Here is a 23725-nt window from a genome sequence, read left to right as displayed (position 1 = left end):
GCCGTTCTGGCTTACAACAGCACACCCCGAAAGTGCCTTGACTGGCACACCCCCGCTGAGCTCTTTGCTCGACAGCTGTTGCACTTCGAGTGGGAATCCACCTCCCCGCCTTCGCGGGGATGACAGTTGAGAGGACGGAGCTGACAGCTCCTCCTCACCAGCTCCCTCACTTACAAGGCTTGCTGTCCTTCACATTGAACTTGCTCATGGCCCCGCCGATGACGAAGTCATTGTAGTCCAGCATCAGCGATCGCGAGACGCCGTTCTCATAGAGTTCAAACGACATCGCATAGACCGGCGTCTGCTCACCGCCGTCGGAGGATTTGGCTGACTTGTCGTAATAGCTGACGGTGACCGGCCAGCGCGTCAGCTTCTTCATGCCGTCATCGCCGGTCGAGGGATCGGGCTCGTTGACCTTGCGATCCCCGGTGATCGCCTGCCCGATCACCGTGAGCGTGCTGTAGACTTTCTCGCCCGTATCCGACCCGTCATAGACATTCAGTTCCAGCACCGACTTGCCTTCGCGTGCGGCCGCGATGATGCGGTGGATCTGCTCGGTCGGAAATACGGTGGAACCCTCCAGCGTGAAGGTCTTCGCCACCGGCTGCTTCAGCTTGACGGTGACGTGATCGCCCTCGCGCTCCGCCATGCCGTCGACGGCGCTGGCATCGCCATCATTCATGCGGGTGTCGATCTTGAACCGATAACTCTTGCCGTCGCCAGCTTCCCAGCTGGTGGAGCGCAGATCGCTCAGCGTGGTCTTGTCCTCGCCGCTGTTCAGCTCCGAAACCTGACGGAAATCCGACGTGTAGCCTTCGCAGGCGCTGCCGGTAAAGTTATAGAGGATGCGGCCGCTGGCGCTGTTAACACTGGCATTGCCCCGCGACTTCAACAGCTTCAACTCATACAGCGCCTGATGCGCGACGAACGGCGTGCCCGCAGCGGGCGGAGCCGCGAATGCCGACACCGGCGCCACGAAGGTCGCCATGGTCAGTGCCAGCGAAGCGGCCTGGAGGCGCGAAACGGAGGAAATGCGGCGCATGGGTTTTCCCTGGATTCTGGAACTACAACAATAGAGAGCGCCTTATTGCGTCGCAACTACGGCCGCGCCGGATTCGCACTGCGGAAATGCCATATTCTGCAGCAAATCTCGCTAAACCCGCACTGTGACGAGGGGGCGCTCCGGTATCGCCGGATCATCACTTGCGTGGGAGTGCTGTATGGGTGAAACAAACGGTGCCTGAACCCTTTGGGGATCATTGTTCGGGCACTTCATCAATCATTTGGGGAATCACGATGGCAGGAACGGTCGAGCAGAAACTTGCGGATTTGGGGGTCAAGCTTCACGAGCCGGTGAGCCCGGTGGCGAACTATGTAGGCTTCGTCCGCACGGGCAATCTGCTGTTCATCTCCGGCCAGATCTGCATGGGCGCAGACGGCCAGCTGATCGCCAAGGGCAAGCTCGGTGCCGGCGTCACCCTCGAACAGGGCGTCAACGCGGCCCGCGGCTGCGCGATCAACATCCTGGCCCAGGTCAAGGCTGCGCTCGGTGATCTCGACAAGGTTGCGCGCGTCGTCCGCCTCGGCGGCTTCGTCAATTCCACGCCGGATTTCATCGACGCACCGAAAATCATCAATGGCGCATCGGACCTGATGGTCGCCGCCTTCGGCGACAAGGGCCGTCATTCCCGCGCCGCTGTCGGCGTCGCCTCGCTGCCCGCCGATTGCGCGGTTGAGGTCGATGCCGTGTTCGAAGTCGTCTGATCCAGGACGCATTCAAGGACAATCCCGATGCGCGCACCTGACTGGCTCATCGCCCGGCCGGTCGCGCATCGTGGCCTGCACGACCCTGCCCGCGGCATTATCGAGAACATGCCCGGCGCCATGCACGCCGCCATATCAGGCAATTTCAGCATCGAGACCGATGTGCAACTCACCGCCGATGGCGAGGCGATGGTGCACCATGACGATGAACTCGGCCGCCTGACCGAGGGCTCCGGCCCCCTGCTCGCGAAGACCTCCACCGAACTCAAGCGGATCAATTTCAAGGACACGCCCGAGCGCATGATGTCGCTCGGCGATCTGCTCGCTCTGATCGATGGCCGCGTCGGGCTCGTGATCGAGATCAAGAGCCACTTCGATGGTGATCGCAAACTGGTTGCCCGCGTCGCCGAGATTCTGAAAACCTATCGCGGGCCGGTTGCCTGGATGTCGTTCGATCCCGATCAGGTTCTTGCGATGCGCGAGATCGCTCGCGGGATCCCGCGCGGCATCACCGCCCAGCGCACCTATGACGACGGCGAGTGGCTGGCGCTGACACAGGCCCAGCGTGACGGCATGCGCCATCTCCGCCACGCCTTCCGTACCCGGCCGCATTTTGTCTCCTATTGGGTCAAGGAACTGCCGGCCCCGGCGCCCTGGATCGCCCGCAACCTGTTCGGCTGCGCGCTGCTGACCTGGACCGTGCGGACGCCGGAACAGCGCGCCATCACCGCCCGCTATGCCGACCAGATGACCTTCGAGGGCTTCGTGCCGTAAACTGAGGGCGTTGCCGCCGGGACTTGAAGTGTCCGGCGCGATGCACAATCTTAGGAGCGGTCGCCGCGACGGTTGATCGCACATGACCGGTTCAAGTGATTGATGACGTCATCGGAAATTACGCTCGAAGCAGTGGCGTCCATCAGCCAGATCCCGGCCACGGATTGGGATGCCTGTGCCACTGGCCATGCCGATCTCGGTGGCATCGAGAGCCTCGATACGCTGGCCCCGGCGGCCAACGGTTGCGCCTCAAAAGCCAATTACAACCCGTTCGTGTCCCACGCCTTTTTCACGGCCGTCGAGAAATCCAATTCGGCCTGCGCGCGCACCGGCTGGGGTCCGCGCCATCTGATCGCCAAAAGCGAGGGCCGCATCGTCGGTGTCGTGCCCTGCTATCTGAAATCGCACTCGCAGGGCGAATACGTGTTCGACCGCGGCTGGGCCGATGCCTATGAGCGCGCCGGCGGGCAATATTACCCGAAGCTGCAGGCCTCGGTTCCGTTCACGCCCGCCACCGGTCCGCGCCTGCTGATCCGCGACGGCGTCGATGTGGAACGCGTCGGCGCGGCGCTGGCCGGCGGCCTCGTCGGTCTGTGTGAGGCCACCGATGCGTCATCTGTCCATGTCACCTTCGCGCGCGAGAGCGAATGGCAATTTCTCGCCGCGCGCGGCTTCCTGCAGCGCACCGACCAGCAGTTTCATTTCCGCAATGACGGCTACGCCACCTTCGACGATTTCCTGGCAACGCTGAATTCGCGCCATCGCAAGGCGATCAAACGCGAGCGCCGCGATGCGCTGGCCAATGGCATCACCATCCACCCCCTCACCGGCAGCGACATCACCGAAGATGCATGGGACGCGTTCTTCGCCTTCTACATGGAGACCGGCTCGCGCAAATGGGGACGCCCCTATCTGACACGCGAGTTTTATGCGCTGATCGCCGAGAACATGAGCAACAATGTCGCGCTGATCATGGCCAGACGCGACGGCAAGTGGATCGCCGGCGCCATCAATTTCATTGGCTCAGATACGCTGTTCGGCCGCCACTGGGGCGCCATCGAGCATCACCCGTTCCTGCATTTCGAGGTCTGCTACTATCAGGCCATCGACTTCGCGATCCGCCGCGGGTTGAAGACCGTCGAGGCCGGCGCCCAGGGCGAACACAAGATTGCACGGGGCTATCTGCCGCAAACTACCTATTCGGCGCATTACATCGCCGATCGCGGACTGCGTCAGGCGGTCGGCGAATATCTCAAGCGCGAGCGCGAATATGTCGCGGAGGCCGTCCGCGAATTGACCGAAGCCGGCCCGTTCAGGAAGGGCGACGAGCAGGATTAAGCCGTCTTGACCGGCTCCCCTCTGGCGGCGACAGTCGCCAAAATTTGCGCCGAAATTTCCCGGAGGATTCCATGACCGCGTACGACCCGAACAACATCTTCGCCAAGATCCTGCGCGGCGAATTCCCCTGCTACAAGGTCTATGAGAACGACCACGTGCTGGCGTTCCTCGACATCATGCCGCGCTCCCCCGGCCATACGCTGGTGATCCCCAAGGCACCCGCGCGCAATATCTTCGACATCACGCCGGACGATTACGCCCATGTGATCCGCGCCGCCCACAAGATCGCCGCCGCCTGCAAACAGGCCTTCAAGGCCGACGGCATGACCGTCGCGCAATATTCGGAAGCCGCCGGCGGCCAGGTGGTGTTTCACCTGCACATGCATGTGATGCCACGCCACGACAATGTCGGCCTGCTGCCGCCGGCATCGCGCAAGGAAGACCCGAAGGTGCTGGAAGACAACGCGACGAAACTGATCGCGGCACTGTAGGCTACGCACCGGCCGTGCGCTCCCTCTCCCCGCTCTGCGCGGGGAGAGGGGTGGGGTGAGGGGCAAGGCACACGATCAACCAAGATTGCGATCTATCGGATAGCCCGCGCCCTCTACGATAACCGACCCGAGAGAATTAGACTGTGGCGCGGCCGTGCAAGGCCCCTCACCCGAAACGCGCGCGAAGCGCGCATATCGACCTCTCCCCGCAAAGAGCGGGGAGAGGTTAAGCCCTACTCCGTCTGAAAGTCCCCCGGCTGCGGCGGCGCCAGCGGCGTGAACTCGCAGCGGTCGGGCTTCACATCCAGCAGCGGCGTCTCGTCGAGACAATCGAGCCCGCGCACCAGCACGGTCGATCCCTCAATCCCCACCAGCTTCACCATGGATGTGCCGAGCGGGTTTGGCCGCACCGGCGTGCGCAGCGAGAAGATGCCGCGCGCATTGCCGTCGTTCTTGGGGCTCTGCAGCACGAGGTCGCGACGCGACAGATGCAGCCAGTAGATCACTTCGAGATGCTTGTAGAGGTCGAGATCCTTCAGCCCCGCCACCCATGGCTCGAAGATCTCGAGCCGACACACCGGGCCGTCATGGCGGCCCTGTCGCGGCGTTTCCAGCCGCGACGTCCAAGGCGTGCGGATGCGCCCGATATAGACCAGACCTGCATGGTTCGGCTTCGGTGCATCGACGGCGAGTTCGCCGGCGCGGATTTCACTTTCACGAACCATTGGTCACCATTCTGATCAATCCAGCGAGATGTTCTGCGCCTTGATCACCTTCGACCACCGTGCCCGGTCTTCGTCAACGAATTCGTTGATCTCCTTGACCGTCTTCGGCCGCAGTACGGGGAAGCCGATCTTTTCCAGCGAGGCGCGGAACGCATTGTCGTTCAGGGCGCGATCCATACTGGCCATCACGGTCTTCACGACATCGTCCGGCAGTTTCGACGATCCCGCCAGACCGAACCAGACACCGACGTGATAATCGGGATATCCGCTCTCGATGACGGTGGGCACATCAGGCAGATCCGGGCTGCGCTCCTTCGAACTGACGCCAAGCGGGCGCAGCAACCCGGCCTTCACGGGCGGCAGCGCCGTGGAGAGCGTATCGAACATCACCTGGATATTGCCGGAGAGAAGATCGGTCAGCGCTGGTCCCGCGCCCTTGTAGGGCACATGGGTCATCTCAACGCCGGCAATCTGCTTGAACATCTCGCCCGCCAGATGAATCGTGCCGCCGGTGCCGGCCGATCCGAAATTCAGCTTGCCGGGATTGGCCTTCGCGTAGGCCACGAATTCCTTCACCGTCTTGGCCGGTACGGACGGATGCACTTCCATCACCACAGGCAGATCGGTGACCACCGTCAGCATCCGCAGATCTTTCTGCGGATCGTAGGACAGCTTTTTGTAGAGCAGCGGATTGAGCACCATGATGGACGCGGCCGTGACAAACAGCGTGTAGCCATCGGGCTCTGCACGCGTCACCATTTCGGCGGCGATGGCGCCCTGCGCGCCTGGCTTGTTCTCGACGATCGTCGTTTGCTTGAGGTCGCGGCCGAGATAATCCGCCACGAGACGCGCGAGCACGTCGGTCGGCCCGCCGGCTGCATAGGGCACCACGAGCTTGATCGTGCGCGTCGGATATTCCGCCGCACGGGCGAGCGGCGCGGCAAAACCCAGCACAGCGATGACGATGCCGGTTATCAAGACAGAACTTGCGCGCAATCTCATATCGTCTCCCAACCCCTTATTTTCAAGTTGAGCGGAGACTATCGCGTTCACGCAGTCATACAAGGCCGATGCAGCCTGACGCTGTCGTCTATCAACCGAGGATGTATTTGCCGGTGACCATCACCAGCTCCCCGCATGCGACGCCGAGAAAGATCGAGCGCCGGAAAGCGACGAAGACGACGAGGCCGACAGCCACCGCGCCATAGCGCAACGGCGGTGGAATACTCGCCAGCGCGCCGGGCGGCACGACAAGAATTTGCGCGATGACGCCGGCGAGGATCGCGGTGGCCACCGCCCTCACCCAGACCAATATCTCGGACTCTTCGTCGACGCCGCCGCCGAGCCACAGGCCAAGCATGCGCCAGACCTCATTGGGGAGGAAACCCGCCAGCAGCAGCACAAGGAGCGCGTGCCAGTCGCCGATGAAGTCGCTCACCGCCGCCTCCAGCGATGCAGGCCATAGGCGATGGTCCCGGCCGAAACGCCTGATATCAGGATGTCGACGCCGGTGTTGAACAGCGACACGACAGGAAACAGCGCGAGACCGAGCACGAGCGCCACGACATCGGCGAGTTGCTTGCAGTTGCGCGCCGTCGACAGCAAAAACGCCAGCGGCGTCAGCAACAGGATCGCCGCGCCGAACAGCGGCGGCAGATTGGCTGCGAGATGATAGCCGATGAACGTCGCGGTCAGCGACGACAAGACGAGTCCGAGGCCGAGACCGTTGACGAAGGCGATGCGTCGCTCGCGTGGGACCAGCGGCATCAATCGGAAGCATTCCACCCACAGCGTCACTGCGATGAAATGCGATGGCAGGATCAGTTGCCGCTTTTTGGTCTCCGGCATGCGCAGCATCGGCAGCACCGACACCACCATCGGAAACAGACGGATCGCGCTCACGGTCACCGCGAGCGCCGCCTGAATGACCGTGGCGCCGGAGCCGAGCGCGACGAGAAGAATAATCTGTGCGGGACCGGCCCAGACGAAGAGCGTGCTGGCCAATGCCCAGAACAGGCTGAAATGCGTGTCATGGGCCAGCGCGCCGATGCCGATATAGGTTGCGAACAAGACCAGCGTCAGGATGGTCGTGGTGATCGACCGCATGCCGTAAAGAAAGGCCGCCGCACTGCCCTGCCATCTCGGTGAATCCAGTGCAGGAAGCGACACGTGTGTTTGTTTCTTATTGGTTGATCCGGCCTGTCATAGGCTGCCGAAAGCCGTCGGCGTCAAGAGGCGTCAATGCATAGGGTGGCCGCAGTCACGCTCTGCCGTTGCGCAGCACGAGGCAGCCTTGCCCGGCACGGCGGATCTTGCCGCAGAGATCGTTGGCCTCGTCACGTGTGTCGGTCCCGATCCGGACCTGATAGAAGGTTCGCGTGCCGCGGCTTCGGAACAGCGAACTCAGCAGGTTGGGATCGCGTTCGCCGACCACCGTGCGCAAGCGCAACATCACGCGCGCATAGGACATCAACGCACGATCACGATTGAAGCCTGCCGCCAGTTGCACACCCCACGGCCTGTTTTCGCCGAGCTTCACGCGCGCTTCCAGTTGCGTAACGAAGGGATTGGGCGCGCGCTGCAGCAGCGCCATCAATTCACGGCAGCTCGACGTCGCGGCACGCGGCGGCATCTTGCCGTTACGCCCGGTGGCCTGCCAGTCCTCGACCGTCGCGCCGGTGATCGCGGAGACGTAGTTGCGAGTCTCGCCGGGCATGTATCCCTTACCGTCGAGCCAGTCCTGCACGCGGCGCGGTCCTGCATTATAGGCCGCAGCTGCGAGGCCGAGATTGCCGAACTGGTTGCGCAGCTCGCTGAGAAACTCCGCCGATTTCGGCAGCGCCTGCACCGGATCGAACGGATCGAGCAGACGCCGCTCATTGGCCGTGCCCGGCATAAATTGCGCGATGCCCTGCGCGCGCTGGCCGTTGCGCGTCACGGGACCCACGGCATCGGGCTGAAACCGGCTCTCCTGCCAGATCACGCGGGCAAAGAATTCCAGCGGCAGATCGTTGGCCCGCGCCGCGGACTCGATCATCAGACACATCGACTCGCGTGCGTCACTGTCACGTGCCAGATTTGGCTTCGACGGCGCCGCCATCGGCAACATCCGGTCCGCGCCGGGCTTCGGCAATTCGCTGATCGGGAGCTCTTCGGCGCGCACGCCCGCGACCGGCGCAAGCAATAGCGCCCCGAGGCAAATTATCCGGCCGATGATGCTTCCGAACGCCATGCCTGATCCCGCGCGGATTCCCCGCGCCTTGACAGCGAGACCCCAGCAGCTAGCTATGAATGAAAGACGGCAAAAGCGGGAGTGCAAACAATGGCCGACGCGCGCGACGACACATCCGGCTTTGCCTGCGACGACGATGTTCCGATCCAGTATATGGCCCGCACCCGCGCCTATTATCAGGCGATCGGCTATGACGTTCCCTATCGCTGGGCCCATCACATCGACGCGCCGTTCCAGCCGCTCAAGAAACCGCTGGCGCAGTCGCGCGTGGCCATCGTCACCACCGCCGCGCCCTTCGATCCCGCCAAGGGCGATCAGGGTCCAGGTGCGCTTTATAACGGCGGCGCCAAGTTCTATGAGGTCTATGACGGCGATACGTCGGTTGATCATGATCTTCGCATCTCGCACATCGCCTATGATCGCGTGCACACGAGGGCGGACGACAGTGGCACCTGGTTTCCCCTGCCCGCGCTGCGTGAACTCGCGGCATCGGGCCGCATCGGCAGTGTCGCGCCGCGCTTCTATGGCGCGCCGACCAATCGCAGCCATCGCGTGACCCTTGAGACCGACGCGCCGGAGATCGTCAAGCGCGCCAAGGCCGATGGTGTCGATGTCGCGGTGCTGGTGCCAAACTGTCCGGTCTGTCACCAGACCATCAGCCTCGTCGCCCGCGAACTAGAGGCCAATGGCATTGCCACCGTGGTAACGGGCTGCGCCAAGGACATCGTCGAACACGCTGCCGTGCCCCGTTTTCTGTTCAGCGACTTCCCCCTCGGCAATTCCGCCGGCAAGCCGCGCGACAAGGCCTCACAGGCGCAAACCCTGGAACTGGCCCTGCGCCTGCTGGAATCCGCCGTCGGTCCTCAGACCACCCTGCAGTCGCCGCAGCGCTGGGCAAGGGACGCGGTCTGGAAGCGCGACTACAACAATGTCGCCCTGCTCAGCGCCGAGGAACTGGCGCGCCGGCGGGCCGAATTCGACAAGCAGAAGGACATTGCCCGCGGATTGCGCGAGACAGCGGCCTGAACCACCCTGCGGGGATAATCACCCCGTCTTTCGGCGATCGCCCTTAACTTTGGTTTACGTTAAATCCGCTCAATCCGCGCGAGAGCCTTCCCCGGCGGATGGAACTGCGTACAGTCCCCGCCTGTAACCTCAGGGGACCTCAGGACATGGACGAGCGGCGCAAGAACGTCAGGGACAAGGTGATCTACGGTGCCGTCGCGTCCAAGGACCAGAAGGCCAAGGAATGTGTCGTGCGCGACATTTCCGAAGACGGCGCCCGCATCGAATTTGGAAGCGGCGCGCGGCTGCCGAAGGATGAGCTGACGCTCAACATCGCGCGAAAGGGTCGTTCGTTCCTCGCCAGGATCGTCTGGTGGCGCGACAACATCGTCGGCGTCGCCTTCACCGATCCGCCGGTGGAGAGCAAGGAAAGCTCCGACATCGAAGAGCGCCTGCGCAAGAGCGAGAAGAAAAAGCGCGAATTGCAAAAGCAGATTCAGAAACTGCTGGGGCAGTAAAGCTCGGCACGATCCAGTAGCCCAAAGCAAAAACGGCCGGTTATCGCTCACCGGCCGTTTTCATTTGTTCAATCGCCCGGTGGCTTACGCCTTCTCCAGCGGCCCCTTAGCCGAACCCGAGCCCTTGCCCGACTTCGGTTTCTTCGCTGCGCCGCGCTTCGCCGGCAGCTTCTCCGGCTTCGGCGTCACGGGACCGTCGACGAATTCGAAGCCGATGCTCTCCTGCTCAACACCAAGCACCGCCTCGTCCTTCTTCAGAACGACGCGGACATGGCCGCCATTCTTGAGCTTGCCAAACAGCAGCTCGTCGGCCAGCGGCTTCTTGATGTGCTCCTGGATCACGCGGCCCATCGGTCGCGCACCCATCTGCTCGTCATAGCCGTGCTGGATCAGCCAGGCCTTGGCGGGGTCGGACAGTTCGATGGTGACGTCGCGATCTGCGAGCTGGGCTTCCAGCTGCAGCACGAACTTCTCCACCACCATGCCGATCACATCCGAATTCAGATGTGCGAAGGACACGACCGCATCGAGGCGGTTGCGGAATTCCGGCGCGAACTGCCGGTTGATCGCCTCCTGGTCCTCGCCTTCCCGCTTGCCGCGGGTAAAGCCGAAGGCCGCACGTGCCATGTCGGCGGCACCGGCATTGGTCGTCATGATCAGGATGACGTTACGGAACGACACCTGCTTGCCGTTGTGGTCGGTCAGCCGGCCGTGATCCATCACCTGCAGCAGCACATTGTACAGATCAGGATGCGCCTTCTCGATTTCGTCGAGCAGCACCACGCAATGCGGATGCTGGTCCACGCCGTCGGTGAGCAGACCACCCTGGTCGAAGCCGACATAGCCGGGAGGCGCGCCGATCAGGCGCGACACGGTGTGCCGCTCCATATATTCGGACATGTCGAACCGAATGAGCTCGACACCCAGCGACGACGCCAGCTGCTTCGCCACTTCGGTCTTGCCGACGCCGGTCGGGCCCGAGAACAGGTAGCTGCCAATCGGCTTCTCTGGCTCGCGCAAGCCAGCACGCGCCAGCTTGATTGATGCCGCCAAGGCTTCGATCGCCTTGTCCTGCCCGAACACCACGCGCTTCAAAGTCGACTCAAGATGCCGCAACACCTCGGCATCGTCCTTCGACACGCTCTTGGGCGGGATCCGCGCCATGGTCGCGATCGTGGTCTCGATTTCCTTGATACCGATGGTCTTCTTGCGCTTGCTCTCGGCCACCAACATCTGCGCCGCACCCGACTCGTCGATCACGTCGATCGCCTTGTCCGGCAGCTTGCGGTCGTGGATGTAACGCGACGACAGCTGCACCGCGGCCTCGATGGCCTCATTGGTGTATTTCAGCTTGTGATAGTCCTCAAAATACGGCTTGAGGCCCTTCAGGATCGAGATCGCGTCTTCCACAGTCGGTTCGTTGACGTCGATCTTCTGGAACCGGCGCACCAAAGCGCGGTCCTTCTCGAAGTGCTGGCGATATTCCTTGTAGGTGGTCGAGCCCATGCAGCGGATCGCGCCCGAAGCCAGAGCGGGCTTGAGCAGATTCGAGGCATCCATCGCGCCGCCCGAGGTGGCGCCGGCGCCGATCACCGTGTGGATTTCGTCGATGAACAGGATCGCATTCGGATGCGCTTCGAGTTCCTTGAGCACCTGCTTCAGGCGCTCCTCGAAGTCACCGCGATAGCGCGTGCCGGCCAGCAGCGTGCCCATGTCCAGCGAGAACACGGTGGCCGCCGACAGCACTTCCGGCACGTCGCTGTCCACGATGCGCTTGGCCAAACCTTCGGCGATCGCCGTCTTGCCAACGCCGGCTTCGCCGACGAACAGCGGATTGTTCTTCTGCCGACGGCACAGGACCTGGATCGCACGGTTGATCTCGGCCGTACGCCCGATCACCGGATCGATCTTGCCGTCACGCGCCTTCTTGTTGAGGTTGACGCAATAGGTGTCGAGCGCCTCGCCCTTCTTCTTGGCGTCGTCGCCGTTCTTGGTCTCGGTCTCTTCATCGACGCCACGCACCGGCCGCGCCTCGGAAACGCCCGGCCGCTTGGCAATGCCGTGGCTGATGTAATTCACTGCGTCATAACGCGTCATGTCCTGCTCCTGCAGGAAATACGCGGCATGGCTTTCGCGCTCGGCGAAGATCGCGATCAGCACATTGGCGCCGGTCACTTCTTCGCGACCCGACGACTGCACGTGAATGACGGCGCGCTGAATCACGCGCTGGAAACCGGCGGTCGGCTTGGCATCGTCTGCGCCATCCGTCACCAGGTTTTCGAATTCGGTTTCGAGATAATTGACAAGGCTTCCGCGCAGCTTGTCGAGATCGACGCTGCACGCCCGCATCACCGCCGCGGCGTCGCTATCATCCACCAGCGACAGCAGGAGATGTTCCAGCGTCGCATACTGGTGATGTCGCTCGTTCGCGATCGAGAGCGCCCGATGCAGCGATTGTTCAAGGCTTTGAGAAAAAGTTGGCATTCCGCGTCCTCGTTGGCCCCCACCATCATGATCGTCGTTGCCGGGTCAGGCAACAAGAACCTTTCTCACATATAGTGATGTCTGATCGTGGTGAAAGGCTGGTTCCCGCTGCTTGTTGTGACGTGTCCGCAGAGCACGTCTGTTCATTCCAGCGCATTGTCACATGCGCTGTTGACGCAGCCGAACGACCGCGTTCGACTCACATCAGTTCAATGCAAGACCCGTTCCCAGTTTCCGGGAATTCACGCGAGGCTACTTCTTTTCCATCACGCATTGCAAAGGGTGCTGGTGCTTACGCGCAAAATCCATCACCTGCGTCACTTTGGTTTCGGCGATCTCATAGGTGAAAACGCCACATTCCCCGATCCCGTGATGATGAACATGGAGCATGATCTGCGTCGCCGCCTCGGCGTCCTTCTGGAAGAACTTTTCCAGCACATGGACGACGAATTCCATCGGCGTGTAATCGTCGTTGAGGATCAGCACGCGATACAGGTTGGGACGCTTGGTCTTGGGTTTGACCTTGGTGATGACCGAGGTGGCCGGCCCACCGGGCGCATTGGACCGGTTGTCGTCCTCTGCCATGCCACGCGGCTGCCGGCGGCGATCGTCGGGGGCGCCGGCCACAGGCATCAGGATGCCGTCAGGCATGAATTTCGAAGGTTTCTGGAACATAGCGCCTGTATAAAAGTCCCTAGCGGATATTGGCCAGCCCCGAATTGACCGCGTCCCCAGCCACGACGTGCTGCCGGACGCCTCGGGCAAGGAGGCGCCCCGGGTCGCCGCATGGGCGCGACGCTGTCCGTTGTAGGACCGACGCAGCCAATATGGGTTCCTGCAGTCGATCTCGCAAGCACACTGAATGGCCCACCACGTACCGGCCCGGTCGCCCCTCGGCCCGGTCAGGGTTAACCGATCGTGCTCGATTTGACCGGATCAGCAAACCGACTCTTTAAACGTCGTTCACGATGATACCGGACGCTGGCGCCGCGGCATACCAATAGTCGGCCTTTTACCGATTTTCTGAGGACACCTTTACCACCTGTTTAGCCGCCAGCCCCGAAATGACTGCCAGGAACCCACCATTGGCGGTCACGATGTTTATTCAATCGATTTTGAGCCAGGCGAAGAGCACCGTATCCCGATTTGCACGCAACGACGGCGGCAATATCGCGATAACCTTCGCCGTCGCTCTGGTGCCCCTGCTCGGCTTCGTGGGCGCCGCCGTCGACTACTCCCGTGTCAACGCTGCCCGCTCTGCGATGCAGGCGGCGCTGGACTCCGCAGCCCTGATGGTCTCGAAAGACCTGTCCGCGAACCCGACCCTGTCGGCAGCCGACGTCACCTCGAAGGCGACCGCCTATTTCAAAGCGCTGTACACGAATACGAATGCCGGCCAGATCACGGTGACGGCGAGCTACACGACCAACACCAAGGACGGCTCCACGGTCACGGTCAACGGCTCCGGTGCCGTCGCAACCGATTTCATGAAGATGGTCGGCTTCCCGCAGATGGGGATCAGCAGCGGCTCGACCACGACCTGGGGCTCGACGCGCATGCGCGTTGCCATGGCGCTCGACGTCACCGGGTCGATGAATGACGATGGCAAATTGGCGGCCATGAAGACGGCCGCCAAGAGTTTGATCGACACGCTAAGTGCCAACGCGCGTATGACCGAAGACGTCTACATCTCTGTCATACCATTCGCGCAGATGGTCAATGTCGGCGTTGCCAACAAGAACGCCAGCTGGCTTCGATGGGACCAGCTCGGCAACTGCGACAACAACAACTTCTCGATGTCCAAGGAAAGGTGTACGGCCAACGGCCGTACCTGGACTACGTCAACGAACAAGAACTCCTGGAAGGGCTGCGTCGAGGACCGTAACGAGTCCTATGACACGACCAAGGACGCACCGTCTGGTACATCGACATATTTCCCGGCAATGTTCTACGTGCAGCAAGGCACCCAAAGCTGTCCGCCGCAGATTCTGCCCATGACCACAGCGTATGGCTCCAGCAACGTCCAGACCATCAAGACAATGATCGGTGACCTCGATGCATCGGGCGGCACCAATCAGCTGATCGGGATGGCCTGGGCCTGGCAGATGCTGCAGACCGGAGACCCCTTCCCCACACCTGCCAAGGACTCGAATTACAAATATACGGATGCCATCATTCTGCTGTCGGACGGCCTGAACACCGGCAGCCGGATGTATGGCGATGGTACCACTTGGACGCCAGCGATCGACACTCGCCAACAAATTCTGTGCGACAACATCAAGGCCGAGCTTGTCGATGGCAAGCGAAAGACCGTGATCTATACCATCCAGGTCAACACCGACGGAGATCCTGAATCGGCCGTGCTCAAGTACTGCGCCGACAGCGGCAACTTCTATCCGACCAGCACCGCCAGCGGCATCGCCACCGCATTCACAGCGATTGGCAACTCGTTGAACAAGCTCCGCGTCTCCAAGTAAGACCGAGCGCACCACAAACAAAAACGCCCGGCCATCAGGCCGGGCGTTTTGATTTGAGAACCGTATCGCTTAGCGCGCTGGGGTCATCTTGGCGACGAAGCCTTCGAACGGCTTGTAGGCCTGCTTGGCGAGATCGACATAAAGTTCGCTGATCTTGTGCGATTCAGCGACGAAGGATTCATAGGCCGACTTGGCGTATTCGGTCTGCACTTCGAGCACCTTGTCGAGCGACTGCACGCCGGACAGTTTGGTCACGAAGGCGTTGCCGTCCTCGAACGACTTCTTGGTGTAGTCGCCAACCGCGACAGCGATAGCCTGTGCACCGTTCTGAAGCGTGGCTGCCGATGCGACAGCACTCTCGAACTGCTCCTTGCCGTACTGCTGGATGTCTTCGACCTTGATCACTGCAAATCCTTTCCCGGATTGAACGGGTCAGCCGCGGCCGGGTGGGCCCCGGTCTGATCTGACCTGCCCATCTATCGTGCGGTGCACAATGACGTCAAGAATCCTGTGCGATGCACAATTTTTACCATTGGCGATAAATGCAGGGGTGGTTGGCAAGGGTTGCTTAACCTTTTGGAAACTCGCCGGACCTACCCTGATTTCTTGCATTGGTGCGTTGGGGTCCAAAAGCCCAAAAACTGCATGAGTACATACTCTTAGCCAGAATGGCCGCGTATGCTTCTGCCATCCCGCCGAGAGAACCGCTCAGGCTGACGCTTAAAACTGAGACACATCCCCGGTTGTTGGGCATAATTTAGCCTCACGATCCGGGGAATGAGACTGATCTGACGGGGAAGTCCATGCTTCGCACAACGTTTGCTTCGTCGCGCACCTTGCGGGTGTGCGCTCTTGGGCTGGCAACTCTCAGCATCGCGGTCATCTTTACGACTGACAGCGCGGATGCCCGCCGCCGACATAAATCGCGAAGCCACGTCGCGCGCGTCTCGAGCTACAATCCCGCTTTCTCGTCGATCATAGTCGATGGCAATTCCGGTGCGGTTCTCTCGTCCAACAATCCCGACGGTTCGCGTCATCCGGCGTCGCTGACCAAGATCATGACGCTGTACATGCTGTTCGAGAAGCTGGAATCCGGCAAGCTCACGCTGGACAGCGAAATGGACGTCTCGCAGCACGCCTCCGTGCAGGCTCCGACCAAACTGGGCCTGCGCCCTGGTCAGACGCTGCGCGTCGAGGACGCCATCAAGGCCTTGGTGACCCGCTCCGCCAACGACGCCGCCGTTGTCATCGCCGAAGCCATTGCCGGCGACGAAGACGATTTCGCCAAGCTGATGACCAAGAAGGCCCGCGCGCTCGGCATGAGCCGCACGGTGTATCGCAATGCCTCCGGCCTCCCTGATGATGCGCAGGTGACCACCGCGCGCGACCAGTCGGTACTCGGCCGCGCCATCCAGGATCGCTTCCCGCGTTACTACCGCTACTTTGCCACCGCCTCCTTCAATTATCGCGGCCGCAACATCCGCAACCACAACCGCCTGATCGGGTCAGTCGAAGGCGTCGACGGCATCAAGACCGGTTACACCCGCGCCTCCGGCTTCAACCTCGTCTCGTCGATGAAGCGCGGCAACCGCCATCTGGTCGGCGTCGTGCTTGGCGGCCGCAGCGGCGGCGCCCGTGACGCGGCCATGCGCAACCTGCTTGCCGAGAACCTGGACAAGGGTGCCACCCGCCGCACCGTGGCCGCGATCACCGAGCGCAATCCGTCCGAAGCTGCGACCGAAGTCGCCGAAGCCGAGGCCCAGGCGCGTCCCACCGATACCAAACAGGTCAACGGCGCCATCCAGGTGGCTGCTGCAACGCCGGTCGTCGCTGAACCCGTCTCCGAGCTCCCGGCTCGTCCCGCTGCGCCAGCGGCGCGCCCGTCCGTCTTCGCCGCCGCCACCGCAGCGCTGCCTCCGGCAGCGCCGATGCCGCAGGCCCGCAAGCCCGAGCCCGGCCCGCTCAACAGCGGCGTCATCCAGTCCGAGCCCATCTCGACCATTCCAGGCTCGTCAGAGCCGATGAAGCCGGTTCGGGTCCGTACCGTTCAGGTCAAGTCCGGCCAGTACAAGCTGGCCTCCGCCGGCGGCGAGCAGCCCGCCCCTCCCGCCGCCACCAATGCCATCACGGCGCGCCCAGAAACCACCGCCCGCTCGCCCGAGACCACCAATTCGCTCTATGCCCGCTCGGAGATGCCGCGCCAGCCGGCAGGCTTCGGGACCGGCAATGGACTTCTCGGCGTCTTGCCGGCCCAGGGAAGCGCTCAGGGCGGCACCCAGATGGCCTATGCCGACCCTGCCCCGCGTAACGTGCCAGCCCCTCAGGCTCCCGCTCCGCAGACGGTACAACAGGGCGGCGCCATCAAACCCGCCGCGATCCACACCGGCTGGATCATCCAGGTCGGTGCACTGGAGAGCGAGAGCGAGGCACGGATCCGCCTCGACGCCGCGCGTGAACAGGCCCGCGGCCTGCTCGGCAAGGCCGACCCGTTCACTGAAGCCGTCGTCGGCAAGGGCGACAGGAAACTCTACCGCGCCCGCTTCGCCGGCCTCGACCGCGAAAAAGCCGAAGCCGTCTGCAAGACGCTGAAGCGTTCCGAGATCTCCTGCATCACCATCAAGAACTGATCGATTGATACCGTCGGATACGCAAATGGCCGGGACATTGTCCCGGCCATTTTGCTTTTGGTCACCATAAATCCCCGTGGTGACAACTTCTCGTCAAGACTTAGCCAGTACAAAATACAGACGGGGATTGATCGACCATGCCGGACAACGGCGGGCGATGGGGCGTTCTCAGAGAAACGGAAGCTGCTCGCAGTTGTAGCGTAAAAGCGTGCTGGAGTTAGCTGCGATGCGTGCGAAGCAGAGTGTCCTTGGCCTCGTTGACTCGGGCCGCCAGGTACGTCGAGCCCCCCTGGTCGGGATGCAGTTTCTTCATGAGGGATCGGTGCGCGCGGCTGATCTCGTCGCGGGTCGCACCCGGCTTCACGCCAAGGATCTGATAAGCCTCCTCTTCCGTCATTTTACTGCTCGACGCCGCGCGGTCGTGCCGCCCTGCCGTATCGCCCTGCGCGTTCTGACGCCAGGCGGGAAACCGGCGGTCAAGATAACTTTCAAGTAGCGCCACGCTCTCCGCGTCGAAGCCGGCCATCATCGCCGCCAGTTGCGGCAGGTCGAATGCATCGAGCGACTGCCCGGCATAGGGGCCAGCCACGATCCGTCCGCTGAGCTGGCCGCTGTCATGATCGAGGGTCATGTCGAGAAACGCCGAGCGGACCTGCGAGGTCTGGCCGGACGATTTGGTCCCGCCTCCGAACATGCCGCCGATATTGCTGAAGCCCGCGGTGCCGAACGGCGCCCAGCCCAAGAGACCCGCGCCGAAGATCCCGAGCGGGATCGCCACCGCCAGTTCGCCCTTGATCCCGGTGAAGGCCGCTACGGCCAGCGCCAGCACACCACCGACCAGCTTGATGCCGCGCGCCAGCAGCGCCGGGTTGGCCGAGCGGAACATCTGCAGCAGCATATAGAGCACGAAGACGGCGAGCGCGCCGGCGATCAAAGTAGGCATGAGGGATAGATAGTCGGTTGCCGCGATCCGCGAAACGGTTTTGCAGACCGTTTATCGCATCTGGCCGAGCAGCTTTGCCGCACCCGGCGCCGACGACGCCAGCCGCGTCAGCGCCTCACGTCCGCCAGCGGCATAGGCGGCTACCGCGCGCAGCAATTCGCGGAGCTGCGCAGCGGCTCCCGGATCGAACCGGCACCAGGCGCCACCGGTCAGCCGGGCAATCTCGCGAAACGCCTGTTCGGCTGCGGGGTCTTGCCCTTCCTGGAACATGAAGACCGGTACTTTCAGCAGGCCGAGCTCGCCGGCTCGTGCACAGAGCTCGTCAACGGACTCCTCCATGGCGTCGCCCACGAACACCAGCGCGCGTACGCCGGAGGCCACCGCCTCGCGCCGCGTCTCCGACAGCACCTTGCCGATCTGTGTCTGACCGCCCTGGCAAGCGATCTTGCCCATCAGCCGCGCCAGTTGTGCGGTGTCCGAAATCCAGCCGGTCGCGCGGCACTCGCTGAGACCACGGAAATAGACGAGACGGATATCGAGACTGCCGATCGACGCCGCCTCGCGAAACATGTCGGCCTGCAGCGTGCAGGCCATATCCCAGGTCGGCTGCCGGCTCATGGTGGCATCGAGTGCAAACACCAGCCGCCCGCGCCCGCCCGCTGCATGCGGCGCCATGGCTTTCGCCTTCGCTACAAATGCTGCGATGTCGGCCGATGCCGACGGTTGGGTCAGCGTATCGGTCTTTGATGTGGGAATGGTGGGATCGCTGGCCATTTGAACTCGCGCTTGCTGCAAACTTCATGTGGCGGGCACAGGCGGCGCGGTCAATGGCGTCGAAGAAGCACACCTGCTTTCAATCCTCGGCCTCACTCCGCCCCTGAGACGTATGAAAAACCGCAGCTACAACCAGTTGGCTTACATCGTCATATATTTTGTAGACTACGATATATGGCAGTCCCGTCACGACGAGTTCGCGCGTCCCTGGCTCCAAGCCCCGTCTCCCCCGTGCAGAAACACAGACAAACTCCAGATATTGCTGAACAGCTCTTCGATAACCCTGGTTGCCATCCAAGGGCTTTCACGCGCGATCCATTGACGGATATTTTCCAGATCAGAGATCGCCTTCTCATCGAAGACAATCTTCATCGAGCCTGCGCCTAAATTGGGAGGCCGAAGCGCTTACGCGCTTCTTCATAAGACACAAGCACGCGGTGAGGATCCGCAAGACGTCTCCGGACTTCGGCGAGCTGTTCATCTGTCAGCTGCATCTCTTGCCGGTGGTCGAGGTAGTCGATCAACGCAAATGCCGCCGCATCCTGTTCGGAAGCAGACAGCGTCCTCACCTTCGCAATGGTCTCTTCAAGAAGCTTGGACATTGCCGAATTATAGCAAATCCGGTCGCATCATGCGACCGGATTCAGATCAGTTCACGCTCGGCGTATACTGCGCGATCTTGTTCGGGTCAGTCTTGCCAGGATCCTGCGCATTGCTCTGGTGAGCGGGCTGCTCGATGATCTTCGGCTTGCCGGTGACCGGCGACAGCTTGCTGTCGTCGTCAAGGAACTTGTCGAGCAGCCCCTGAATCCTGGTCTTCAAGGTTTCCGGACCGCGATCGCTCATGTCGGTGTGCTGCGCGCCGGTGTTGACGACCGTGATACCGGCCTTCTCGCAGATCTCGTCATCCGGCACGACACCAGGATCCGGCTTGAACACCGAGTCATGCGAACGGAACGACAGGATCTTGAACTTGCCGTCAGTCATGAACGGCACGCGCAGGTTATCCAGCGTCACGACCTTCTTGACGTCATCCGGGAATTCCTTGGCGTAGAACATCGAGATATCGCCGCCGTTGGAATGGCCAACCAGCGTCAGATGATCGTAGTCGGAGTTCGGCTGAATCTTCTTCAGCTCTTTCACCGCGTATTTGATGTTCTGAACGCCACGCTCATAGACCGGCAGACGGCCGACATAGAGCTCGCCGACCTTGGTCACGAGCGGAGCGTCGGTATCGAGATCGTGCTGGATGCTGACGGCCATATAGCCACGCGCCGCAAACACGTTCGCGAGGAACGAGTATTCGGTGAACTTGACGGTGTTACCGTGATTGAGGACCGCGACCGGCAGAGTGAGCATGCCGGCATTGGCCTGCATTTCCTTATCGCGGCGAACGGCAATGTCGACCTGCACAGGACGATTACGCGACGCGTCGAAGAACGTCAGCGTTTCATGCCGAATGGCCCACTTCGACGCGGTGAAATACGCGGCGGTGGTCAGCACGCAAACCGAAAGCAGAATGAGAAGTCCGCGTTTCATGTTCGTCCCTGATCGGCCAGCTAGAGATAAGTCTCAGCCGGCTACAGCACTTATGGGGTCGGATGACCCTCAAGCGGCTGCTTCAACAGCATATATGTCACAGCCCGGTGACAGAAAGGCTAAATATTGTGAATTCCGAGCCATGTTATTGTGCGCCGCACCCGTTTCTTGTGCAGTTGCTAAAGAAAGCCATGGTCGAATTGAGCGATTTTGAACAAGTTTCGCAAGGGATCGGAATTTCAAAAACGCCCTGTTTTCAACGACAAATCAACTGTCGAACGGGTGACTCGTTCCCTGGTAAAAGAAAATGATACCTGTGCTATCGCGGCGAAGTTGAGTGCGGGATCGTTCATAGCCTGCCGAACGGGCAGCGCTGGCTCTACACAGTGAACGCGACTCAGTTGCCAAGGATGTCGTGAACGTCCAGCGGCTTGTCGACCTGGGCAAACCACTCGGCACGGTTGGCGGCTCGGCGACGGCCACGCTCATCGAGCGGCAGCTTCAACTTGCGCAGCAGTTCGATGACTTCCTCGCGCGCCGTGACATGGCCCATGCTCGGGCGACGCCCGAGCGTGGCTTCGTTGAGATCGTCGAGCGCCGTCAGGCCACGCGGGAAGAACTCACGATACATCACGCGCTCGGCGAGACCGTCGATGGCGCGAAAACCGAGCTGCAGCGAGAGTTGATCGAGGACGCCGGCGACCAGCATCTTGTTGTGCGAGCCGAGCATCGAGAGCCGGTTGCGCACCACGATCCAGTCGGTGGTCGAGCCATCGTGCTGGCGGCGCTTGCGCCGCGCCTCACGCGCCATCTTCGAATAGTGGCTCTCGCCGGTCACCTTGTAGCTTGCGGCATCGACGGCGCCGAGCACGTCGAAGTCGAGAAAGCTGTCATTGATCGGCGTCACCAGCGTATCGGCCATCGAATGCGCCAACCGCATCAGATAGGTATCGCTACCAGGCGTGTCGATGACGATGAAATGGTGGGTACGCTCCACCGCGCTCACCGCGGTCATGAACTGATCGAGTTCGAAGGCTTCGTTGTCGGCGATCTGCATCGTCTCGCCGAGCTTGACGCAGCTATGGGTCGGCACTTCCAGCGCAAGTCCGGCGCTCTGCGCCCAAGCTGCGCGGTTGGCGATATAGCGCGTGAAGCTCTGCTGACGGCTGTCGAGATCGATGGTGGCGACGCGCTGACCGGCTTTCAGCAGCGCCACGGCAATATGAAGCGCAGTGGTCGATTTGCCCGACCCGCCCTTCTCATTGCCGAGCACGATCACATGCGCCGTGCCGGACTGACCTTGGGTGGTTTGCATTAACATCGCGCGATCCTTCGATCATCTTCAAATCGCGAGGCGTGGCAAGGGTCAAGCTAAATACAGGGGCATCCTGCTCTGCGGGCGATCAGCCGCGCTTAATCATGAATCCCGGCGGCCGGTTGCGGCATCAGGACACCCGCCAGCCCGGTATCGTGAGGCTTGGGTGATCCCGCGAGCTTTGATAAGCAGGGCGCGCACGCCCTCACCCGCCGCAGCCAACAACAAGAACGAGCCGCAATGCCCCGCACCCCGATCGTCGCCCGCACCCTGCCTGCCCTTCGCAAGGCGCTCGAAGGCCTGCGAGCACGCAAGGCGACCATTGGCCTGGTGCCGACCATGGGCGCACTGCACGACGGTCATGTCTCGCTGGTGCGCCTCGCCCAGCGCCGCACTAGCAAGGTCGTGGTGTCGATTTTCGTCAATCCAACGCAGTTCGCCCCGACCGAGGACTTTGGCTCCTATCCGCGGACCTGGAAGAGCGACGTCGCCAAACTCACCGAAGCCGGCGTCGACCTGATCTGGAATCCCGACGCCAAGGTCATGTATCCGGAAGGCTTCGCAACGAAGATCACGACCGGAGGCCCGGCCACCGCAGATCTCGAAGATCGCTTCCGCCCGCATTTCTTCGGCGGCGTCGCGACAGTCGTCGGCAAGCTGTTCACGCAGGTGCGACCGGACATGGCGTTCTTCGGCGAGAAGGACTACCAGCAGCTCAAGGTCGTGACGCGCATGGCGCGGGATCTCGATCTCGGCGTCAAGGTGACCGGTGCAACCACGGTGCGCGAACGCGACGGTCTCGCGATGTCGTCGCGCAACGTCTATCTCTCGCCGGAAGACCGCGCCACGGCGCCGGTGCTGTATCGCGCGATGAAGGAAACCGCGAAGCGCCTGAAGGCGGGCGATAGTTTCGAGACCGCCATGGCGGGCGGCGCCGCGATGATCACCGCGGCGGGCTTCGCACTCGACTACTTCGAAGCGCGCCATGCGGAGTCACTGGCGCCAATGACCTCGATGAAAGACGGCCCGGTGCGACTGCTGGTGGCCGCAAGGATCGGCAAGACGCGGCTGATCGACAATATCGGGGTGTAGTCCACCTCGTCATTCCTCAGGCACACCAATTGGTGTGCCTGAGGGCGCACGTCGCCAGCAAAGCCGCTGCAGTGCGAACCTCAGCCACTTCACTTGGAGTGGCGGGGAATCCCGATCTAAGCTTGTCATTCCGGGGCGCACGAAAGCGGCGGAGCCGCTGTAGTGCGAACCCGGAATCCCGACATGTTCAGCACAAAACAGGTCGGGATTCCGGGTTCGCGTGCGCGAAGGCGCGCACGCGCCCCGGAATGACAGTCTGGGGCGACAAGCAGCATCAAACATATTTTCCTATCTTCCATTGACAGCATCCCCATCAGGTTTATATTCCCCTCCGTCCTGCCCCACCGAGAGGGGCGATCGCGATCGTCACGTTCGCGGGGTGGGATGCGGTGGACGCCGGAGATGCGGCGTCACGGGAGATGTGGGTGAGGGCTGTCTTCGGGCAGGCCGGATCGTCTGTGGTCAGGATACCACTGGGACAGGCGGCACGGTTCGCCTTCGGATGGCAAGACCCTGCAGATCAAGTGACGGACGACCAGGTCAAAACGCGTTCGGCTTACTCGCTTGAGGCACCCTGTCCCTTCGCCTTGGGACTGTAATTTTGGTGATCGGATCGTTCGCCATGGC

At 62.0% G+C, this 23725-nt stretch carries 24 protein-coding genes; 9 read left to right on the top strand and 15 right to left on the bottom strand.

Going from position 1 to position 23725, the window contains the following annotated elements; all coding sequences use genetic code 11:
• Positions 1-166: 166 nt before the first annotated feature.
• Positions 167-1042, bottom strand: coding sequence for a cell envelope integrity EipB family protein (locus A4A58_RS17570; RefSeq protein WP_081421927.1), 876 nt, complete (start codon positions 1040-1042; stop codon positions 167-169).
• A gap of 254 nt (positions 1043-1296) precedes the next feature.
• Here A4A58_RS17570 and A4A58_RS17565 point away from each other — a divergent pair, with 254 nt between their 5' ends.
• The 4 genes from A4A58_RS17565 to A4A58_RS17550 all read left to right on the top strand — a co-directional run bounded on the left by A4A58_RS17565 (position 1297) and on the right by A4A58_RS17550 (position 4367).
• Positions 1297-1764 carry a RidA family protein gene (locus tag A4A58_RS17565; protein ID WP_068734420.1) on the top strand — a complete coding sequence of 156 codons (468 nt, stop codon included), beginning with the start codon at positions 1297-1299 and terminating at the stop codon, positions 1762-1764.
• A gap of 27 nt (positions 1765-1791) precedes the next feature.
• On the top strand, positions 1792-2538 hold the full coding sequence (locus A4A58_RS17560) for a glycerophosphodiester phosphodiesterase (protein ID WP_068734418.1): 747 nt from the start codon (positions 1792-1794) through the stop codon (positions 2536-2538).
• Between the two features lie 102 nt (positions 2539-2640).
• Positions 2641-3876 carry a GNAT family N-acetyltransferase gene (locus tag A4A58_RS17555; protein ID WP_192855916.1) on the top strand — a complete coding sequence of 412 codons (1236 nt, stop codon included), beginning with the start codon at positions 2641-2643 and terminating at the stop codon, positions 3874-3876.
• Between the two features lie 71 nt (positions 3877-3947).
• Positions 3948-4367, top strand: coding sequence for an HIT family protein (locus tag A4A58_RS17550; RefSeq protein WP_068734412.1), 420 nt, complete (start codon positions 3948-3950; stop codon positions 4365-4367).
• Positions 4368-4600: 233 nt separating this feature from the next.
• Here A4A58_RS17550 and tsaA read toward each other — a convergent pair whose 3' ends face one another.
• From tsaA to A4A58_RS17525, 5 genes are all read right to left on the bottom strand, one after another.
• Positions 4601-5092, bottom strand: a complete 492-nt coding sequence (gene tsaA, locus A4A58_RS17545; RefSeq protein WP_068734410.1) for a tRNA (N6-threonylcarbamoyladenosine(37)-N6)-methyltransferase TrmO — start codon at positions 5090-5092, stop codon at positions 4601-4603.
• A 15-nt stretch (positions 5093-5107) separates the two neighbouring features.
• Positions 5108-6094 (bottom strand): Bug family tripartite tricarboxylate transporter substrate binding protein, encoded by a 987-nt coding sequence (locus tag A4A58_RS17540; protein WP_081421926.1) that lies wholly within the window; start codon positions 6092-6094, stop codon positions 5108-5110.
• Positions 6095-6185: 91 nt separating this feature from the next.
• Positions 6186-6530: an AzlD domain-containing protein gene (locus A4A58_RS17535; protein ID WP_068734408.1), complete on the bottom strand. Its 345-nt coding sequence runs from the start codon at positions 6528-6530 to the stop codon at positions 6186-6188.
• Positions 6527-7261, bottom strand: a complete 735-nt coding sequence (locus tag A4A58_RS17530; protein WP_068734406.1) for an AzlC family ABC transporter permease — start codon at positions 7259-7261, stop codon at positions 6527-6529. Before A4A58_RS17530 ends, A4A58_RS17535 begins: the two co-directional genes overlap by 4 nt.
• 91 nt (positions 7262-7352) lie before the next feature.
• The gene (locus tag A4A58_RS17525) at positions 7353-8324 is read right to left on the bottom strand and encodes a lytic transglycosylase domain-containing protein (protein WP_068734404.1); all 972 of its coding nucleotides are present in this window, start codon (positions 8322-8324) and stop codon (positions 7353-7355) included.
• 90 nt (positions 8325-8414) lie between these two features.
• Between A4A58_RS17525 and A4A58_RS17520 the strand changes: the two genes are divergently transcribed.
• Positions 8415-9350, top strand: coding sequence for a glycine/sarcosine/betaine reductase selenoprotein B family protein (locus tag A4A58_RS17520; RefSeq protein ID WP_068734402.1), 936 nt, complete (start codon positions 8415-8417; stop codon positions 9348-9350).
• Positions 9351-9496: 146 nt separating this feature from the next.
• Positions 9497-9847: a PilZ domain-containing protein gene (locus A4A58_RS17515; protein ID WP_068734400.1), complete on the top strand. Its 351-nt coding sequence runs from the start codon at positions 9497-9499 to the stop codon at positions 9845-9847.
• 84 nt (positions 9848-9931) lie between these two features.
• On the opposite strand, the gene clpA is transcribed toward A4A58_RS17515, so the two are convergent.
• Positions 9932-12331, bottom strand: coding sequence for an ATP-dependent Clp protease ATP-binding subunit ClpA (gene clpA, locus A4A58_RS17510; RefSeq protein ID WP_068734397.1), 2400 nt, complete (start codon positions 12329-12331; stop codon positions 9932-9934).
• Between the two features lie 252 nt (positions 12332-12583).
• The gene (gene clpS / locus A4A58_RS17505; protein WP_068734422.1) at positions 12584-12916 is read right to left on the bottom strand and encodes an ATP-dependent Clp protease adapter ClpS; all 333 of its coding nucleotides are present in this window, start codon (positions 12914-12916) and stop codon (positions 12584-12586) included.
• A gap of 512 nt (positions 12917-13428) precedes the next feature.
• Between clpS and A4A58_RS17500 the strand changes: the two genes are divergently transcribed.
• Complete coding sequence (locus A4A58_RS17500) at positions 13429-14808, top strand: TadE/TadG family type IV pilus assembly protein (RefSeq protein WP_068734395.1); 1380 nt, start codon at positions 13429-13431, stop codon at positions 14806-14808.
• A gap of 69 nt (positions 14809-14877) precedes the next feature.
• On the opposite strand, the gene A4A58_RS17495 is transcribed toward A4A58_RS17500, so the two are convergent.
• Positions 14878-15213: a phasin family protein gene (locus A4A58_RS17495; RefSeq protein ID WP_068734393.1), complete on the bottom strand. Its 336-nt coding sequence runs from the start codon at positions 15211-15213 to the stop codon at positions 14878-14880.
• 398 nt (positions 15214-15611) lie between these two features.
• Here A4A58_RS17495 and A4A58_RS17490 point away from each other — a divergent pair, with 398 nt between their 5' ends.
• Positions 15612-17435 carry a D-alanyl-D-alanine carboxypeptidase gene (locus A4A58_RS17490; protein WP_068734388.1) on the top strand — a complete coding sequence of 608 codons (1824 nt, stop codon included), beginning with the start codon at positions 15612-15614 and terminating at the stop codon, positions 17433-17435.
• Between the two features lie 217 nt (positions 17436-17652).
• On the opposite strand, the gene A4A58_RS17485 is transcribed toward A4A58_RS17490, so the two are convergent.
• The 6 genes from A4A58_RS17485 to A4A58_RS17460 all read right to left on the bottom strand — a co-directional run bounded on the left by A4A58_RS17485 (position 17653) and on the right by A4A58_RS17460 (position 22012).
• Positions 17653-18378: a DnaJ domain-containing protein gene (locus tag A4A58_RS17485; RefSeq protein WP_068734383.1), complete on the bottom strand. Its 726-nt coding sequence runs from the start codon at positions 18376-18378 to the stop codon at positions 17653-17655.
• A gap of 51 nt (positions 18379-18429) precedes the next feature.
• Complete coding sequence (locus tag A4A58_RS17480; protein WP_068734381.1) at positions 18430-19152, bottom strand: hypothetical protein; 723 nt, start codon at positions 19150-19152, stop codon at positions 18430-18432.
• Positions 19153-19338: 186 nt separating this feature from the next.
• A complete protein-coding gene (locus A4A58_RS17475; protein WP_068734379.1) occupies positions 19339-19524 on the bottom strand; it encodes a type II toxin-antitoxin system RelE/ParE family toxin in 186 nt (61 codons plus the stop codon).
• An 11-nt stretch (positions 19525-19535) separates the two neighbouring features.
• Complete coding sequence (locus A4A58_RS17470; protein WP_068734377.1) at positions 19536-19754, bottom strand: hypothetical protein; 219 nt, start codon at positions 19752-19754, stop codon at positions 19536-19538.
• A 46-nt stretch (positions 19755-19800) separates the two neighbouring features.
• The gene (locus A4A58_RS17465) at positions 19801-20691 is read right to left on the bottom strand and encodes an alpha/beta fold hydrolase (RefSeq protein WP_068734375.1); all 891 of its coding nucleotides are present in this window, start codon (positions 20689-20691) and stop codon (positions 19801-19803) included.
• Between the two features lie 397 nt (positions 20692-21088).
• A complete protein-coding gene (locus A4A58_RS17460; protein ID WP_068734373.1) occupies positions 21089-22012 on the bottom strand; it encodes a division plane positioning ATPase MipZ in 924 nt (307 codons plus the stop codon).
• A 234-nt stretch (positions 22013-22246) separates the two neighbouring features.
• Between A4A58_RS17460 and panC the strand changes: the two genes are divergently transcribed.
• Positions 22247-23098 (top strand): pantoate--beta-alanine ligase, encoded by an 852-nt coding sequence (gene panC / locus A4A58_RS17455; RefSeq protein WP_068734371.1) that lies wholly within the window; start codon positions 22247-22249, stop codon positions 23096-23098.
• Positions 23099-23725: the final 627 nt, after the last annotated feature.

Source organism: Tardiphaga robiniae (assembly GCF_001618955.1).
Taxonomy (GTDB): domain Bacteria; phylum Pseudomonadota; class Alphaproteobacteria; order Rhizobiales; family Xanthobacteraceae; genus Tardiphaga; species Tardiphaga robiniae_A.
The sequence above is the reverse complement of the archived record's forward strand: the minus strand, read 5'-3'. Positions and strand labels throughout refer to the sequence as shown.

Bases quoted from the DNA above. Each gene is read 5' to 3' on its own strand.
- A4A58_RS17570 (WP_081421927.1), bottom strand. From the start codon at position 1,042: ATGCGCCGCATTTCCTCCGTTTCGCGCCTCCAGGCCGCTTCGCTGGCA.
- A4A58_RS17565 (WP_068734420.1), top strand. From the start codon at position 1,297: ATGGCAGGAACGGTCGAGCAGAAACTTGCGGATTTGGGGGTCAAGCTT.
- A4A58_RS17560 (WP_068734418.1), top strand. From the start codon at position 1,792: ATGCGCGCACCTGACTGGCTCATCGCCCGGCCGGTCGCGCATCGTGGC.
- A4A58_RS17555 (WP_192855916.1), top strand. From the start codon at position 2,641: ATGACGTCATCGGAAATTACGCTCGAAGCAGTGGCGTCCATCAGCCAG.
- A4A58_RS17550 (WP_068734412.1), top strand. From the start codon at position 3,948: ATGACCGCGTACGACCCGAACAACATCTTCGCCAAGATCCTGCGCGGC.
- tsaA (WP_068734410.1), bottom strand. From the start codon at position 5,092: ATGGTTCGTGAAAGTGAAATCCGCGCCGGCGAACTCGCCGTCGATGCA.
- A4A58_RS17540 (WP_081421926.1), bottom strand. From the start codon at position 6,094: ATGAGATTGCGCGCAAGTTCTGTCTTGATAACCGGCATCGTCATCGCT.
- A4A58_RS17525 (WP_068734404.1), bottom strand. From the start codon at position 8,324: ATGGCGTTCGGAAGCATCATCGGCCGGATAATTTGCCTCGGGGCGCTA.
- A4A58_RS17520 (WP_068734402.1), top strand. From the start codon at position 8,415: ATGGCCGACGCGCGCGACGACACATCCGGCTTTGCCTGCGACGACGAT.
- A4A58_RS17515 (WP_068734400.1), top strand. From the start codon at position 9,497: ATGGACGAGCGGCGCAAGAACGTCAGGGACAAGGTGATCTACGGTGCC.
- clpA (WP_068734397.1), bottom strand. From the start codon at position 12,331: ATGCCAACTTTTTCTCAAAGCCTTGAACAATCGCTGCATCGGGCGCTC.
- clpS (WP_068734422.1), bottom strand. From the start codon at position 12,916: ATGGCAGAGGACGACAACCGGTCCAATGCGCCCGGTGGGCCGGCCACC.
- A4A58_RS17500 (WP_068734395.1), top strand. From the start codon at position 13,429: ATGTTTATTCAATCGATTTTGAGCCAGGCGAAGAGCACCGTATCCCGA.
- A4A58_RS17490 (WP_068734388.1), top strand. From the start codon at position 15,612: ATGCTTCGCACAACGTTTGCTTCGTCGCGCACCTTGCGGGTGTGCGCT.
- A4A58_RS17485 (WP_068734383.1), bottom strand. From the start codon at position 18,378: ATGCCTACTTTGATCGCCGGCGCGCTCGCCGTCTTCGTGCTCTATATG.
- A4A58_RS17480 (WP_068734381.1), bottom strand. From the start codon at position 19,152: ATGGCCAGCGATCCCACCATTCCCACATCAAAGACCGATACGCTGACC.
- A4A58_RS17475 (WP_068734379.1), bottom strand. From the start codon at position 19,524: ATGAAGATTGTCTTCGATGAGAAGGCGATCTCTGATCTGGAAAATATC.
- A4A58_RS17470 (WP_068734377.1), bottom strand. From the start codon at position 19,754: ATGTCCAAGCTTCTTGAAGAGACCATTGCGAAGGTGAGGACGCTGTCT.
- A4A58_RS17465 (WP_068734375.1), bottom strand. From the start codon at position 20,691: ATGAAACGCGGACTTCTCATTCTGCTTTCGGTTTGCGTGCTGACCACC.
- A4A58_RS17460 (WP_068734373.1), bottom strand. From the start codon at position 22,012: ATGTTAATGCAAACCACCCAAGGTCAGTCCGGCACGGCGCATGTGATC.
- panC (WP_068734371.1), top strand. From the start codon at position 22,247: ATGCCCCGCACCCCGATCGTCGCCCGCACCCTGCCTGCCCTTCGCAAG.